Annotated in this window: 15 protein-coding genes and 1 pseudogene; 9 read left to right on the top strand and 7 right to left on the bottom strand. The window is 69.6% G+C overall.

Features of this window, described 5'->3' with window-relative positions; translation table 11 throughout:
- Positions 1-570: 570 nt before the first annotated feature.
- A pseudogene (locus tag QM621_RS12770) lies at positions 571-1,799 on the bottom strand (IS110 family transposase).
- A gap of 500 nt (positions 1,800-2,299) precedes the next feature.
- Here QM621_RS12770 and QM621_RS12765 point away from each other — a divergent pair.
- Together QM621_RS12765 and QM621_RS12760 are read left to right on the top strand one after the other, a co-directional pair.
- On the top strand, positions 2,300-2,671 hold the full coding sequence (locus QM621_RS12765; protein ID WP_414990769.1) for a hypothetical protein: 372 nt from the start codon (positions 2,300-2,302) through the stop codon (positions 2,669-2,671).
- Positions 2,662-3,339 (top strand): nucleotidyl transferase AbiEii/AbiGii toxin family protein, encoded by a 678-nt coding sequence (locus QM621_RS12760; RefSeq protein ID WP_414990771.1) that lies wholly within the window; start codon positions 2,662-2,664, stop codon positions 3,337-3,339. Before QM621_RS12765 ends, QM621_RS12760 begins: the two co-directional genes overlap by 10 nt.
- A 29-nt stretch (positions 3,340-3,368) precedes the next feature.
- Here QM621_RS12760 and QM621_RS12755 read toward each other — a convergent pair whose 3' ends face one another.
- The 3 genes from QM621_RS12755 to QM621_RS12745 are packed head-to-tail and all read right to left on the bottom strand — an operon-like array spanning position 3,369 to position 5,389.
- On the bottom strand, positions 3,369-4,133 hold the full coding sequence (locus QM621_RS12755; RefSeq protein WP_414990768.1) for an SCO1664 family protein: 765 nt from the start codon (positions 4,131-4,133) through the stop codon (positions 3,369-3,371).
- The gene (locus QM621_RS12750) at positions 4,130-4,693 is read right to left on the bottom strand and encodes a DUF3090 domain-containing protein (protein ID WP_414990767.1); all 564 of its coding nucleotides are present in this window, start codon (positions 4,691-4,693) and stop codon (positions 4,130-4,132) included. The genes QM621_RS12755 and QM621_RS12750 overlap by 4 nt, the downstream gene beginning before the upstream one ends.
- Positions 4,694-4,702: 9 nt before the next feature.
- A complete protein-coding gene (locus tag QM621_RS12745) occupies positions 4,703-5,389 on the bottom strand; it encodes an MSMEG_4193 family putative phosphomutase (protein ID WP_414990766.1) in 687 nt (228 codons plus the stop codon).
- A 118-nt stretch (positions 5,390-5,507) separates the two neighbouring features.
- Here QM621_RS12745 and QM621_RS12740 point away from each other — a divergent pair, with 118 nt between their 5' ends.
- On the top strand, positions 5,508-5,831 hold the full coding sequence (locus QM621_RS12740; protein WP_414990765.1) for a type II toxin-antitoxin system Phd/YefM family antitoxin: 324 nt from the start codon (positions 5,508-5,510) through the stop codon (positions 5,829-5,831).
- Positions 5,832-5,882: 51 nt separating this feature from the next.
- Positions 5,883-6,419: a type II toxin-antitoxin system RelE family toxin gene (locus QM621_RS12735; protein ID WP_414990764.1), complete on the top strand. Its 537-nt coding sequence runs from the start codon at positions 5,883-5,885 to the stop codon at positions 6,417-6,419.
- A gap of 6 nt (positions 6,420-6,425) precedes the next feature.
- Here the strand turns inward: QM621_RS12735 and purT are convergent, their stop codons facing one another.
- Positions 6,426-7,613, bottom strand: coding sequence for a formate-dependent phosphoribosylglycinamide formyltransferase (gene purT, locus QM621_RS12730; protein ID WP_414990770.1), 1,188 nt, complete (start codon positions 7,611-7,613; stop codon positions 6,426-6,428).
- 44 nt (positions 7,614-7,657) lie between these two features.
- On the opposite strand from purT, the gene QM621_RS12725 reads away from it, so the two are divergent.
- From QM621_RS12725 to QM621_RS12715, 3 genes are read left to right on the top strand one after another with little or no spacing between them, the layout of a single operon-like run.
- Complete coding sequence (locus QM621_RS12725) at positions 7,658-8,083, top strand: NUDIX hydrolase (RefSeq protein WP_414990763.1); 426 nt, start codon at positions 7,658-7,660, stop codon at positions 8,081-8,083.
- Entirely contained in the window at positions 8,061-8,822 is a 762-nt protein-coding gene (locus QM621_RS12720; RefSeq protein ID WP_414990762.1) for an MBL fold metallo-hydrolase, read from the top strand. Before QM621_RS12725 ends, QM621_RS12720 begins: the two co-directional genes overlap by 23 nt.
- A gap of 12 nt (positions 8,823-8,834) precedes the next feature.
- Positions 8,835-10,076, top strand: coding sequence for a Fic family protein (locus QM621_RS12715; protein ID WP_414990761.1), 1,242 nt, complete (start codon positions 8,835-8,837; stop codon positions 10,074-10,076).
- A gap of 10 nt (positions 10,077-10,086) precedes the next feature.
- On the opposite strand, the gene QM621_RS12710 is transcribed toward QM621_RS12715, so the two are convergent.
- Positions 10,087-10,506 carry a hypothetical protein gene (locus tag QM621_RS12710; protein ID WP_414990760.1) on the bottom strand — a complete coding sequence of 140 codons (420 nt, stop codon included), beginning with the start codon at positions 10,504-10,506 and terminating at the stop codon, positions 10,087-10,089.
- Between the two features lie 134 nt (positions 10,507-10,640).
- On the opposite strand from QM621_RS12710, the gene QM621_RS12705 reads away from it, so the two are divergent.
- Positions 10,641-12,311 carry an FAD-binding dehydrogenase gene (locus QM621_RS12705; protein ID WP_414990759.1) on the top strand — a complete coding sequence of 557 codons (1,671 nt, stop codon included), beginning with the start codon at positions 10,641-10,643 and terminating at the stop codon, positions 12,309-12,311.
- A gap of 98 nt (positions 12,312-12,409) precedes the next feature.
- A complete protein-coding gene (locus tag QM621_RS12700; protein ID WP_414990758.1) occupies positions 12,410-13,660 on the top strand; it encodes an ATP-binding protein in 1,251 nt (416 codons plus the stop codon).
- A 10-nt stretch (positions 13,661-13,670) separates the two neighbouring features.
- Here QM621_RS12700 and QM621_RS12695 read toward each other — a convergent pair.
- Positions 13,671-14,127 (bottom strand): PadR family transcriptional regulator (locus tag QM621_RS12695; protein ID WP_414990757.1); only part of this gene is annotated, 457 nt, incomplete at its 5' end.

The following is a 14,127-nucleotide window of genomic DNA, read 5'->3' as shown; positions in this document are numbered from 1 at the left end:
CCATCGCCAACCTCAAAACCTGGCGCATCGCCCACACCGACTACCGACGCCCCTACACCACATTCAGCCAAACCATTACAGCGGTTATCGGACTACACTTCTGGGCAACAGCCTGAATAAGCCTCACAGGACTCATCTCTCCCCATCGGTACACCGCCATCGACTGTCACCGTACCGCCGCCATTTGCCAGCGATGGGATAGTTTGCTTGATGGTGTCTGTCCGTTCCTGCGAGAGTGCGGGGAGAATAGTAGACCCAACGGTCGTACCGGCTTCCCATAATGTCGATGGCGCACCGTCGCAGGCGTTGTTGAGGTCACGAATTTGAGCTTCTGTCCAAGTGCTGTTGATGATTATTTCGGGCTCTTCTGGCGGGGGCTCTGTCGCGTCTTCTTTCGGTTCAGCTGTCGCTGTCTCAGCAGTCTGCTCGTCGGATGAGCACGCGCCCACGAACATGACAGCGCACAACGCGATGATGGTCCACAGTCTGACCACGATAATCCCCTATTCGCCGAAATCGGCCCCCGAGCGGACCTATCTTTTCGCGGGGGGGGGTGTCCCTATGGTTTTGTCAAGTTGCGGCTGGTAGTCGGTCGTGGTGACGGGGTTGGTAGGGCGTGCCGGTCTTGAGCATGGCGTAGATGACGTCGCAGCGACGTCGGGCGAGGCAGATGACCGCGGCGTTGTGTTTCTTGCCCTCGGCGCGTCTGCGTTGGTAGTAGGCGGCTGATTCGGGGTCGCGGGTGGAGGCGACCCAGGCGGAGCGGAACAGGGCGTTCTTGAGCTGTCGTTGCCCGATCTGGCGGGATGCTCGCCGCGGATCGACTTTCCCGAGCGACGTGTCACGGGGGCGATGCCGGCGTAGGCGGCGAGGTGTCCGGCGGTCGGGAACGCGGTCGCGTCTCCGACGGCCAGGAGGATGGTGGCCGCCGTCTTGGTCCCGACTCCTGGCATCGAGATCAAGACGTCGCGAAGAGGGAAGTCGTCAAGCAGCCCCTCGACCTCGACGGCGAGCTCGGCGCGCTGGGTTTTGAGTGTCTTGATCTGTTCGGCGACGCGCGGCACGACCGTCTCGACCGCGGCGGCGCCGATCACCGTCACGGTCTGCTGTCCGAGCGCGGCGAACACATCGTCGACGAGCTTGTCGACGCCGCGATGCCTGGCCTTCCGCGCCCACGCCTTCACCCTCGCCGGTCCCGCCTCCGCGAGCCCGGCCGGGCCGCCGTAGTGGGCCAGCAGGTCGAGGGAGAGCTTGTTCGTCAGCCGGGTTCCGGCGAACACACGCTCCAGCGCGGGGTGGATCTGCAGCAGTAGGGACCGGAGCCGGTTGATCTGCCGGGTGGACTCGCGGGCGAGGTCGTCGTCGTATCCGGCGAGCACCTTCAAGGACGCGAGCACCTCGCTGCCACGGTCGACGGCTCGCAGCGTGTCAGGCATCCTCAGCGCGGTCGTCGCGATCACGAACGCGTCTCTCGCGTCGGTCTTCGCGTCGCCGGGCAGCAGTTGCGCGGCCTTGCGCATCGCCAGGCCTGGCAGGTAGGCGACTTCGCAGCCGGTGTCCCGCGCGACGGCGACAGCCAGAGCGCCGATCGTGTTGGGCTGGTCCACGACCACCAGCACCCTGCCGTGTCGCAGCAGGCCGGTGAACACCTCACGGAGCCTCGCCTCGTCTTGTGGCAGCGGCTTGTCGGACAACCGGTCGCCGGCGCGGTCGAGCGCGCACGCGTGGTGTTCTTCCTTGCCGACGTCCAGGCCGCACCACACTGCGGTGTCCGTCGTGTCGGTCAGTTGCTCGGCCATCCTCGCCGGGCCTCCTCGTCTTGCCGTTCCCGGCCGCTGTCACGACGTCTGGTCCTGGCGCCCACATTACGAAGAGACCTGAGCATGCAACGGCTCGGCCGCGTCCCTATCAGCAGTCACCCGACGCCTCTGCGACCGGTGACAACACCCCCCGGATCATACGAACGACAGGGCAAAAAAGTCATACCGGTCCCAGCGACCAACCCCGATGTTCGGGATCACCCAGAAAGGTAATGGGGCTTTGTCAACGCTTCGGTCGTCCTCAAAAGTGAGGACACTGGAAGGTGAGACGGCGTCGAGTCTCCTGTGGGAAGGCGCGCTGGACCGCCAGCCAGGGGATCAGGGGAGGCGGGGAGCCTCGCTGATGAGACGCATGGTGGTTCCTGTCCAGCCTGCTCAGGCTGATCGAGTCCGACCCGAACCATCACGGCCGTATTCGAACGCTGACGCAACGTCGAGCAGAAGCCTCAGGCGTAGAATCACGTCACGAGGAGGTCCATATGAGCACGACCGCAGACCGTGTCCACTACGCGCAGGTGCGCCAGTACGACGTGCCCTCCTCGCTCTGCGACCTCCACGGGCCGTCCAGCGGGACTCTGGACCTCCCTCGAAGCGTCCACTGGGGTCCACGATCCGCCTTCGACCTCGACAAAGAGGCCGACCTCGCCAGGGCCTACAACGCGATCATCAGGGAAGGGCGACTCTCCGACCAGCGGCGTCTCCTCAACCCTCGTCTCCTTCTGCGAGTGTGGCCTCTCTTGACGTTGCCTCGTGAGTGCGCCCGTCGTTGGGAGGAATGTTTCGCGTCGTTGGCCGACGAACGTCAACGACACGAGTCAGAGCAGACCGACTGGTGGCTGGAATGGCGGTAGACGATCGTGAGCGATTCCAGCACGACATCGCACGAACCGTCCTCGCCGAACTCGGCGAGGACGGTTTCGCGTTGGCCGGTGGTGGCGCCGTCAAAGCGCATGGTCTGAGTGACAGGCCCACAGACGACGTCGACATTTTCTGTCAAAGCCCGATCGACGAGGAACTGTTCCAATCTCACGTGGACCGTGCGCTCAACGCCCTCGGAGCCTCCGGCTACACCGTCGAGATCGAACAGCGAGTTCCTCTGTTCGTCCGGGTCAACGTCGAACAGCCCAGCGGTCTCGTCTGCCATCTCGATTTCGCCGTCAACTGGCGCTCGGAACCTCCTGTCATCTTCGAGGTCGGCCCGGTCGTCTCCGAACGTGACAGCGTCGCCGGCAAACTCGCCGCCCTCTACTCACGGGCCGAACCCCGTGACTTCGTCGACGTCGGACGTGTCCGCGCGCAGCGGCGATACACCGACGACGAGCTTTTAGAAATCGCCCGTAGCGATGACCCTGGATTCGAGGCCACATATTTCGCTGGTCGGCTGGCCCACATCCGACACCTGACCGCTGACGATGTCGCCGAGTACGAGGTCAGTGCCGAAGAGTTCGAACAGATCCAGCGCCAGACCATGTCCTGGGCTCTCGAACTCATCGCCGAGCACAACCCTCCAACCGGATGAACAGTCAGCCGGGTGAGTCGGCTGCGTGGTTAGAACGGCGGCCAGGGGATGGCGGGGAGGTGGGGCAGCGGGGCGGGGAAGACCGGATCGGCGAGCAGGGTGTCGCAACGGGCGGCGCAGGCCTCGACCTCGGCGGCGGTGACGAGATCGTCCAGGTCGTCGGCGAGTGAGCCGTCCAAGGCATACCGGACACGGGCCACCCCGGCGACTTCCTCATCGGACAACGGCTCGCCGACCCACCCCCACAGCACCGTGCGCAGCTTCGGATCGGCGTGGAAGGTCAGGCCGTGGTCGACGCCGTGCCGGTGGCCGCCCGCCATCGCCAGGACGTGGCCGCCCTTGCGGTCGGCGTTGTTGACGATCAAGTCGAAGACCGCCATCCGGCGCAGCGCGGGGGAGTCCTCGTGGACCAGCGACACCGGATGGTCCTCGGCGTCGAGGCCGTCGAAGACCTGCCGCCAGCCTTCAGGCACGGTGCCCGCGGGCACGACCGTCACCGCCTCGGAGGCGGGGTCGGGCTCGCGCCACAGTTGGACCATGCCCGGGCCATGCGGCCCGCCGCGCAGCCAGGTGCGCGGCACGACGTCCCAGCCCAGCGCCTCCGAGACGAGGAACGCCGCGACCTCGCGCCCGGCGAGCGTGCCGTCGGGGAAGTCCCACAGCGGACGCTCGCCCGCCACCGGCTTGTAGACGACCGGGACCTCGCCGATCCGCCCGACCGTCGTCACATTCGACGCCTCGCGCAACCGGCCGACGAGTGTCAGCTCACCGTGGTCGAGGTCGACGGTCGTCACAGATCGGGGAGCGCGCAGTCGTGGTCGGCGGTCATCGGCTCGCCGCAGAACACACAGGTCGGACGTCCGGCGGCCACGACCGCCTGGGCGCGCTGGGCGAAGGCGCGGGCCGTGCCGACCGGGATGCGCACCCGCACCATCGCGTCGGCCAGCAGCTCCAGGTCGCCCGCGACCAGCATGGACGGCTCGACGAGGTCGGCGTCGAGCTCGACGATGGAGAACAGGTCGAGAACGATCTGCGACAGCGACGGGTCCCAGCCGAGGTTGATCTGGCCGACGCGGAAGAAGTCGCGCACCGGCTGGCGCAGCGGCTCGTCGTCGACGAGTTCGGGCGCGGCCTCGTCGGGGATGTGGAAGGGATTGCCGTCCTCGGCGGCCAACTGGTCGAGCACCTCGTCGATCTTGTCGGCGAGCTGGGCGACCTGCTGCTTCTCCAGCGACACGCTCACGACCTCGCCGGGCGTCTCGATCTGGAGGAAGAAGGTGCGGTTCCCGGGCTCGCCGACGGCGCCGGCGACGAAGCGGTCCGGCCAGTCGTAGAGGTGCTCGCTCGGGGGCATGGGCTCACTCTAGGAGTGGCCGGGACCGCCGCCCACCGGGGCTCCGTCGGCCGGTTCGGTCCGGCCGAGCCAACCGAGGTCGCCGCCGGAGGTGTTGACGCAGACCACCGAGGTGCGGTGGGCTCCGTACTGGACGACCGAGACCGACGCGGGCGCGACCTGCACCCGTTGGAACAGGTCGAGGTGCATGCCGTAGGCGTCGGAGATGACGGCTTTGAGGACGTCGCCGTGGCTGACCGCGACCCAGACGGCGTCCGGTCCGTACAGCTCGCCGACGCTGCGGTCGTAGCCGCGGATCGCGTCGACCGCCCGCTGGCGCATCTGGCGCAGCGACTCCCCACCGGGGAAGGTCACGGCGGACGGCTGGCGCTGCACGGTGGTCCAGAGGTCCTCCTTCGCCAGGTCGGCGAGGTCGCGGCCCTGCCACTCGCCGTAGTCGACCTCGGCGAGGGCCTCGTCGGTCAGGCGCGGACGGCTCGTCGGCTGGGCGCGGGCGATGATGTCGGCGGTCTGCTGGCAGCGCTCCATCGGGCTGACCACCATGGTCGAGATCGGCACGTCGGCCAGCCGCGCGGCGGTCGCCTCGGCCTGTCGGACGCCGGTCTCGTCGAGCGTCACGCCGGGCAGCCGTCCGGCGAGCACGCCGTCCGCGTTGGCCGCCGTGCGTCCGTGCCGGACCAAGATCACCGTGGGCATGCCGCGAGCCTAACGCGCGAGGGGCGTCGAAGGGGCGCCTCAGCCCAGACGCTCGCATGGCTGATAGTTGCTCGGAGAAAAGCAGAACATCTATATAGAAAAATGTATAGTTCTCGTCATGGGACTTCTCGAACGTGAGCACGCTGTCTCGGTGACCGAGGCCGCAGGCCGTGGCGCCGCCCTCTTCCGCGACGCCGAGGAAGGCCACGACATCATCGTGGCACGGCGTGGGCGTCCCATCGCCGCTGTCGTCGGCGTCGACCGCCTCGAGACGTTACGTCGCCTGGAGGCTGATCTGCGGAGCGCCAGCGTCGCCGTGAGCCGCCTCCTCACCGATCATGGAGCCCTGCTCGACCTCGATGACGTCATCGAACACCTCGGATTCGACCGCGCCGACCTGGAGGCCGAGCTCGACGCCGACCTCGCCGCAGGTCGCGACTGACCAGTGGCCGCGCTTGCTCCTGGCCGTCATCCCGCCGCGTCGGCCGCCGTCGTGCGTGTCACGGAGGCCGCCGTCGAAGACCTCGAGCGCATGATGCGCAAGGGCGACCCCCAGGTCGTGCGTTGGGCCTTGAAGAAGATGATCCTGCTTGAGCGCGACCCGGAGGCGGGAGAGCCGCTATTGGGCACGTTGATCGGCTGGCGCAAGATCGTCGTCGGTGACCGTGACTGGAGAGTCGTCTGGCGTGTCGGACACGACGCCACCGGAACGGTCATCGTCGATGTCGCCGAGGTGTGGGCCTTTGGGGCGCGCTCGGACGCTGAGGTCTATGACGAAGTGGCCCGGCGTGTCACGGAGTCGCCTGACTCCTCGGCCACAGCGGCGCTCAGCGAGGTCCTGGCTCGTCTCGGCAAGATCAGCCGGGGCATCGAGGCCACACCCGAGCCGACCGCCGCCGACAGCCTGTCCTTGCCGACATGGCTGCGCGACGTCCTCCTCAAAGTCGTCAACCTCCCTGAGGACCAGATCGACGCCATGAGCGAGCCGGAGGCTCAACAGGCGTGGCTCGACTATCAGATGGGCCAGTAGCGCTGATCAGGCCGTGGGGCGTACATGGGAGGCGGCTTCCGTGGCGCGGTCGCGGGCCTCGTCGGTGGTGTCGCCGCCCGCGACGGCCACGCCCATGCGCCGCCGGGGGAAGCTCTCGGGCTTGCCGAACAACCGCAGATCGCTCTCCGGCACGGCGAGCGCCTCGGCCACGCCCTCGAAGGCGATCCCGACGGCGTCCCTCTCGCCGTAGACCACCGCCGACGCTCCTGGACGGGTCAAGCTCGGGTCGACTGGCAGGCCGAGGATCGCCCGCGCGTGCAACTCGAACTCGCTCTGCCGCTGCGTCGCCAGCGTGACCAGGCCGGTGTCGTGCGGACGCGGGCTGACCTCGGAGAAGACCACCTCGTCGCCGCGCACGAACAACTCCACGCCGAACACGCCCCGACCGCCGAGCGCCGACGTCACCCGCGTGGCCACGTCGCGGGCGGCGGCCAGCGCGACCGGGCTCATCGCCTGCGGCTGCCACGACTCCACATAGTCGCCGCTGTCCTGACGATGCCCGATCGGCTCGCAGAAGAAGGTCTCGACCTCGCCCGACGGCCCCACCGCCCGCACCGTCAACTGGGTGATCTCATACTCGAAATCGACGAAGCCCTCGACGATCACCCGTCCGGCGTCGACCCGGCTGCCGGTGGCCGCGTGCTCCCAGGCCGCCGCGACCTCGTCGGCCGACCGGACCAGGCTCTGCCCCTTGCCCGACGACGACATGACCGGCTTGACCACGCAGGGGAAGCCGACCTCGCGCGCGCCCTCGGACAACTCCTCGGCGGAGTCGGCGAAGCGGTAGGGGGAGGTCGGCAGGTCCAACTCCTCGGCGGCCAGACGTCGGATGCCCTCGCGGTTCATCGTCAGTTGGGTCGCCCTCGCGGTCGGGATCACCTCGGCCAGGCAGTCGGACTCGATGCCCGCGAGCGCGTCGGTGGCGATGGCCTCGATCTCCGGCACGACGAGGTGCGGCCGCTCGGCCTCCACGACCGCTCGGACCGCCGTCGGATCGGTCATGTCGATCACGTGGGAGCGATGCGCGACCTGCATGGCGGGCGCGTTCGCGTAACGGTCGACGGCGATGGTCTCGACGCCGAGCCGCTGGAGGGCGATGACCACCTCCTTGCCGAGCTCGCCGGAGCCGAGCAGGAGGACGCGGGTCGCGTTCGGGGCGAGGGGAGTGCCGATGCTCGCCGGCTCATCATGGCAGGCCCGGCGGCTACGGTGAGGGCGTGAGCAAGCAGATCGAGGTGGTCGCGGCGTTGGTGGTCGGCCCGGACGGGCGCACACTGCTGGTCCGCAAGCGCGACACTGTCTTCTTCATGAACCCCGGCGGCAAGCCCGAGCCGGGCGAGCGGCACACCGAGGCGCTGGCCCGTGAGCTCCACGAGGAGGTCGGGCTGACGGTCGTCGAGGCCGACATGGCGCCGCTCGGCACGATCCGCACGGCCGCCGCCAACGAGCCCGGCCACGCGCTCGTCGCCCACTGCTTCCGCGTCGACGTCGCCGCCGCCGAGCACCAGATCGCCGCCGAGATCGTCGAGTCGGCCTGGGTCGACCCGGCCTCGCCCGGCGACCTGCTCCTCGCCCCGCTCGCCGCCGACCACCTGCTGCCGCTGCTGAGAGGAGAGAGCGATGATCCGTCGCGTCAGCGCTGACGTGTTCTGCGTCGAGGGCACGGCCGTCAACTGGACGATCGTGCGGGAGGGGCGCGAGCTGACGCTGATCGACGCCGGCTACCCCGGCGACGAGCAGGCCGTCGTCGCCTCGATCCGGGCCCTCGGACACGAGCCGCAGGACGTGCGGGCGGTGCTCGTGACCCACGCCCACGTCGACCACCTCGGCGCCGTCGGCCACTTGCACGCGACCTACGGCACACCCGTGTACGCCCACGCCGACGAGCTGCCGAACCTCGTCGGCGAGCGGCACGAGTCGGCCACCCGCGCCGACGTGCTGAGCCGGGTCTGGCGGCCGCGCGTGCTGCGATGGTCGCTGTCGGTGCTGCCGAAGGGCGTCTCCGACCATGTCGTCGTGCCGCACGCGCGCGACCAGGCCGAGATCGCCGGCCCCGACGGACGCCTCGACCTGCCCGGTCGCCCGCTGCCGGTCCACCTGCCCGGACACACCTCCGGCAGCTGCGCCTATCTCCTGCCGGAGCCGGGCGTGCTGGCCTCCGGCGACGCGCTGATCACCGGCCATCCGCTCTCGACGTTCGAGGGACCGCAGCTGCTCCCCGACTTCTTCAGCCACGACCCTTCCGCCGCCGAACGCGCCCTCGACGTCGTCGCGACGCTCGCGGCCGAGACGGTCGTCCCCGGACACGGCAGGCCGTGGCGCGGCGATGCGGCCGCGGCGGCCGTCGCCGCCCGACAGACCCTCGGTCGGCGACTCGCCTGACATACTGGAGGTATGACGACCCGGCAGCCGCGTGCTGAGCTCCCCCGTGACTGGCCGCCGCACGTCGCCGAGGCGCGTCCGTGGCGGCAGACCGTCTCCCGCGGCCCCAAGGCCGACCGGGAGTTGCGCGAGATCGTCGTGCAGCGGCCGCCGTTCATCGCCGACGCCCGCCTCCCGCACGACCGCTCGTTGCAGATCACCATGGGGTCGGCGCTGTCGGGCCTGGCCCAGCTCGACCAGACGCACGGCCGCAAGCTCGGCGCGCTCGACCAGCTGCTGCTGCGCACCGAGTCGGTGTCGTCGTCGAAGATCGAGAACATCGAGGCGGGTTTCGACGACTACGGACGCGCCCTGCACGGCGTGCGGGCCAACGCCTCGGCGGTCTCGATGGCCTCGGCCACCCGCGCGCTCGCCGAGGTGATCGCCGACGCCGGGACGACCGGGAGCCTGCGCCAGGAGGCGATGCTCAGCGCGCATCGCGAGCTGTTCCGCCTGCACCCCGACATGCGCGAGAAGTCCGGCTTCACCCGCACCGTGCAGAACTGGATCGGCGGCAGCGACTACTCGCCGCGCGGCGCGCTCTTCGTCCCGCCGCCCCCGGACACCGTCACGGGCTATCTCGACGACCTGTTCGCCTTCGCCAACCGCGACGACGTGCCGATCCTCGTGCAGGCGGCGGTGGTCCACGCGCAGTTCGAGTCGATCCACCCGTTCATCGACGGCAACGGCCGCATCGGCCGCACGCTCATCCACGCGGTGCTGCGCCGTCGACGGGCCACCCGCCACCTGACCGTGCCCATCGCGTCGGGGCTCGTGGCCCATCGCGACCGCTACTTCGACGCGCTCGGCGATTACCGTCAGGGCTACGCGCGGCCGCTCGTCGGGATGCTGACCAATGCCACGCTGGTGGCCAGCCACGAGTCGCGGCGCACCGCCACGAACCTGCACGAGATCGGCCGGGACTGGGAGGAGGCGCTCGGCGGCGTGCGGAACGGCAGCGCCGAGAAACGGCTGCTGCGGCTGCTCGTGGCCGAGCCCTTGGTCACCACCGCGATGGTGGCCGAGCGGATCGGAGGCTCCGAGGCCGACGTCGCCCGCGTCATCGAGCGGTTCGAGGAGGCGGGCGTGCTGACCCGGTCCGGCCGACGTCAGCGCGACCGGATCTGGTCGGCGACGGCGATCCTCGACGAGTTGCAAGACCTGACGGTCCGGATCGAGTCGGTCACCCGCGGCTACGACGCCGACCGCGACTGACGAGGGTCGCTCAGCAGCGCAGGACGACGAGGCAGGTCGTCTTCGTCGGCGTGGGGGTCGCGGTGGGCTGGCCGACGGTCGGGGTCGGCGCCGGGGTCGTGGGCACGGCCGACGGCTCGACGGGCTTCGAGGGCGTGTGGCCCTGCGAGGTCTCCGCGGTCGACGACGAGTTCGAGTCCGATCCGCCCGTCTCCGCGGCAGGGGTGTCGTCGACGGTAGGGCTCGGCTCGGCCTGGGGGTCGTCTGTGGCGTCGTCGCTCGGCTCGGGTGTGGGCGTCGCCGAGCCGGAGGTCTCGGGCACGGTGTTGGCGGCCGTGAACTGCTCCTCGTCGAGGACGAACATGATGGCGAAGGCGAGGAGGATCATGGCGCCGACGACGGCGGCCACGATGCGGGAGAACCGGGTCGAGAGCAGCGTCGTGATCGGCATGGAGCGACTTTCGGGCGGACGGCGTGGGACTGCCTTCCAGAGTAGGCGGTGCGGGCGGGCGCGTCTGCGGTATCGGTGTGACCTTGGGCACGGGGTCCGGGTCTGTGGACAGGCGACCATGGCAAGATCGGCCCATGCCTCAGCGTGGAGAGAATGCCGCCGACGTGATCGTCGTCGGGGCCGGACTGGCGGGCCTCGTCGCCGCCGCGGAGTTGGTCGAGGCAGGACGCTCGGTGGTCCTCGTCGACCAGGAGGGCGAGCAGGGGATCGGCGGCCAGGCCTTCTGGTCCTTCGGCGGCCTGTTCTTCGTCGACTCCCCGCAGCAGCGGCGGATGGGGATCAAGGACTCGCCGGAGCTGGCCTGGCAGGACTGGCTCGGCAGCGCCCAGTTCGACCGCGACGACGATCTGTGGCCGCGCCGCTGGGCCGAGGCCTACGTCCACTTCGCGGCAGGGGAGAAGCAGGCGTGGCTGCGTGAGAAGGGCCACCAGGTCTTCCCGGTCGTCGGGTGGGCCGAGCGGGGCGGAGGGCTCGCGGGCGGCCACGGCAACTCGGTGCCGCGTTTTCACATCACGTGGGGCACCGGCCCGGGCTTGGTCGAGCCGTTCGAGAAGATCGTCCGCGCGGGCGTCGAGCAGGGCCTCGTGCGCTTCGCCTTCCGTCATCGCGTCGACGAGCTGGTCGTTTCTGACGGGGCGGTCACGGGGGTGCGCGGCTCGGTGCTGGCGCCCACGGACCTGCCGCGCGCGGTCGCCACGCCGCGTGAGGCCGTGGGCGACTTCGAGTTCGCGGCGCAGGCGGTCGTCGTCACCACCGGCGGCATCGGCGGCAACCACGACCTCGTCCGCGCCAACTGGCCCAAGCGCCTCGGCACGCCGCCGGAGCACATGATCTCCGGCGTGCCCGAGCACGTCGACGGCCGCATGCTCGGCATCGCCGAGGACGCCGGCGCGCGGCACATCAACCGCGACCGCATGTGGCACTACGTCGAGGGGATCAAGAACTTCGACCCGATCTGGCCGCAGCACGGCATCCGCATCCTGCCGGGCCCGTCGTCGCTGTGGTTCGACGGCGCGGGAAACCGGCTGCCGGTCCCGGCGCTGCCCGGCTTCGACACGCTCGGCACGCTCAAGGTGCTGCGCGAGAGCGGCCACGACCACTCGTGGTTCGTGCTGACGCAGTCGATCATCGAAAAAGAGTTCGCTCTCTCCGGCCAGGAGCAGAATCCCGACCTGACCGGCAAGAGCGTCAAGGAGCTATTGCGTCAGCGGCTCGCCAAGGGGGCCACCGGCCCGGTCGAGGCGTTCAAGTCCCAGGGCGAGGACTTCGTCGTGGCCGACACGCTCGAGGAGTTGGTCGCCGGGATGAACCGGGTGGCCGGCTCGGAGCTGATCGAGGTCGAGTCCTTGCGCCGTCAGATCGAGGCGCGCGACCGCGAGCTCGACAACGAGTTCGCCAAGGACCTGCAGGTCGTCGCGATGCGTCAGGCCCGCGCCTACCGGGGCGACAAGCTGGTCCGCGTCGCCTCGCCGCACAAGATCCTCGACCCGGGCAAGGGCCCGCTCATCGCGGTGCGCCTGCACGTGCTGACCCGCAAGTCGCTCGGCGGCCTGGAGACGAACCTCGACTCGCAGGTGATGCGGACCCAGGACGAGACGTTCGAGGGCCTGTACGCCGCGGGCGAGGTCGCCGGTTTCGGTGGCGGAGGCGTCCACGGCTATAACTCGCTGGAGGGCACCTTCCTCGGCGGCTGCCTCTTCTCCGGTCGGGCCGCGGGCCGCGCCGTCGCCCGCCAACTCGGCTAGCGTTCCCGGCCGGGAGAGGGGACGCCGACCCTGCTCAAAGTAGGGTTCAAAGTCTGCTAGAGGTAGCGTAGATATCCTGCTAGAGGTAGCGTAGAGTCATGTCGTACCTTGCGAGGACCGTTGATGGCGAGCTGGACGAGCTGTTGGACATGGCTCCGGCTATCGCCCTGGACGGGCCAAAAGGCGTGGGGAAGACCGCCACCGCTCAGCGCAGGGCCGTGAAGTCATGGCTGTTAGATGACAAGCCGCAGCGCGCGATGTTCGAGGCCGACCCCGCTTTCGTCACCGCGCCAGCCGGGACGCTGCTGATCGACGAGTGGCAGCGCGTCCCCGCCTCGTGGGACTCGGTGCGCCGACGTGTCGACGAGGGCGCTCCGGCAGGACGTTTTCTCTTGACCGGCAGCGCGACGCCGGTCCAGGGGGTCGACACGCACAGTGGGGCTGGCCGCATTCTCTCACTGCGGATGCGGCCGATGGCGCTTCATGAGCGCGGCGTCGTCACGCCGACGGTGAGCCTTCGCCAGATGATCGACGGCGAGCGTCCGACCGTCGCGGGTTCCACTCCCTTCACCATCGCCGACTACGCCAGGGCCATCGCCTCCAGCGGCTTTCCCGGCATCTGGGAGCGCCCATGGAGGCTCGCACGGGGCATGCTCGACGCCTATCTTCAACGGGTCGTCGACCGCGACCTTCCCGAGCGGGGATATCTCGTCCGACGTCCAGAGACCTTGCGACGGTGGCTCGCGGCCTACGCGGCGGCGTCGTCGACGACCACGAGCTACTCGCGCATCCTCGACGCCACGACGGCGGGCGACGGATCGCAGCCCGCCAAGACCACCACGATCGCTTATCGCGATCATCTCGCTCAACTGTGGCTCCTCGACCCGGTTCATGGGTGGAGTCCGAGCGGCAATCAGTTCGCCCGACTTCAGCAGGCGCCGAAACATCAGCTCGCCGATCCCGCGTTGGCGGCTCGTCTGCTCAACCTGTCGGCCGACAGTCTGCTGTCGCCGCGTGGCGCGGCGATGGCCGGACCGTTGTTCGAGTCGCTGGTGACGCTGTCGGTGCGGGTCATCGCCCAGGCGGCCGAGGCTCGGGTCGGCCACCTGCGCACCAAGAACGGCGACCACGAGATCGACCTCGTCTGCGAGAACGTCGACGGCGGCGTCGTCGGCATCGAGGTCAAACTCGCGGCCCATGTCGACGACGCCGACGTCCGTCACTTGCGGTGGCTACGCGACCACCTCGGCGACGATGTCGTCGATCTCATGGTCGTCACGACCGGGACGGACGCCTATCGTCGCGCCGACGGCGTCGCCGTCGTCCCGCTCGCGTTGCTCGGCCTCTGAGCTGTTCCGCTCACGCCTCGTCGCCGGCGAGGACGCGGTAGAGGCGGCGGCGGGTCTCGTCGAGCAGGCTGGCGGCCTGCTGACGCTGCTCGGGCGTGCCGTCGCGGGCGACCTGCTTGTAGGCGCCGGCGAGCGAGCGCAGCGCCTGGCCGAGCTCGGGCACGCCCTCGGTGTCGGCCTTCGCCGTGGCCCAGGGGGTGCCCAGCTCCTCGGCGTGCTCGGCGACATAGGCCTGCCCGGCCTCGGTGAGCGAGCCGGTCTTGCGGCCGTCGACCCGGTCGAACTCGACCAGGCCTTCGTCCTCGAGCTGCTGCAGCACGGGGTAGACCGAGCCGGGGCTGGGCGACCAGACGCCCTGCGTGCGCTCGCGGATCTCCTGGATCAGGTCGTAGCCGTGACGGGGGCGCTCGGCGAGCAGCAGCAGCGCGGCGGCGCGGACGTCGCCGCCGCGACGGCCCCGGCGTCGT

Source organism: Aeromicrobium sp., assembly GCF_047606445.1.
Classification (GTDB): Bacteria; Actinomycetota; Actinomycetes; order Propionibacteriales; family Nocardioidaceae; genus Aeromicrobium.
Note: the sequence above shows the minus strand (reverse complement) of the source record. Positions and strands in the feature narration are given on the sequence as shown.

What these genes read in the sequence shown, in the direction of transcription:
- QM621_RS12720 (WP_414990762.1), top strand. Translation starts at nt 8,061, where the DNA reads ATGATCCGTCGCGTCAGCGCTGACGTGTTCTGCGTCGAGGGCACGGCC.
- QM621_RS12760 (WP_414990771.1), top strand. Translation starts at nt 2,662, where the DNA reads ATGGCGGTAGACGATCGTGAGCGATTCCAGCACGACATCGCACGAACC.
- QM621_RS12710 (WP_414990760.1), bottom strand. Translation starts at nt 10,506, where the DNA reads ATGCCGATCACGACGCTGCTCTCGACCCGGTTCTCCCGCATCGTGGCC.
- QM621_RS12745 (WP_414990766.1), bottom strand. Translation starts at nt 5,389, where the DNA reads ATGCCCACGGTGATCTTGGTCCGGCACGGACGCACGGCGGCCAACGCG.
- QM621_RS12740 (WP_414990765.1), top strand. Translation starts at nt 5,508, where the DNA reads ATGGGACTTCTCGAACGTGAGCACGCTGTCTCGGTGACCGAGGCCGCA.
- QM621_RS12765 (WP_414990769.1), top strand. Translation starts at nt 2,300, where the DNA reads ATGAGCACGACCGCAGACCGTGTCCACTACGCGCAGGTGCGCCAGTAC.
- QM621_RS12700 (WP_414990758.1), top strand. Translation starts at nt 12,410, where the DNA reads ATGTCGTACCTTGCGAGGACCGTTGATGGCGAGCTGGACGAGCTGTTG.
- QM621_RS12715 (WP_414990761.1), top strand. Translation starts at nt 8,835, where the DNA reads ATGACGACCCGGCAGCCGCGTGCTGAGCTCCCCCGTGACTGGCCGCCG.
- QM621_RS12750 (WP_414990767.1), bottom strand. Translation starts at nt 4,693, where the DNA reads ATGCCCCCGAGCGAGCACCTCTACGACTGGCCGGACCGCTTCGTCGCC.
- QM621_RS12705 (WP_414990759.1), top strand. Translation starts at nt 10,641, where the DNA reads ATGCCTCAGCGTGGAGAGAATGCCGCCGACGTGATCGTCGTCGGGGCC.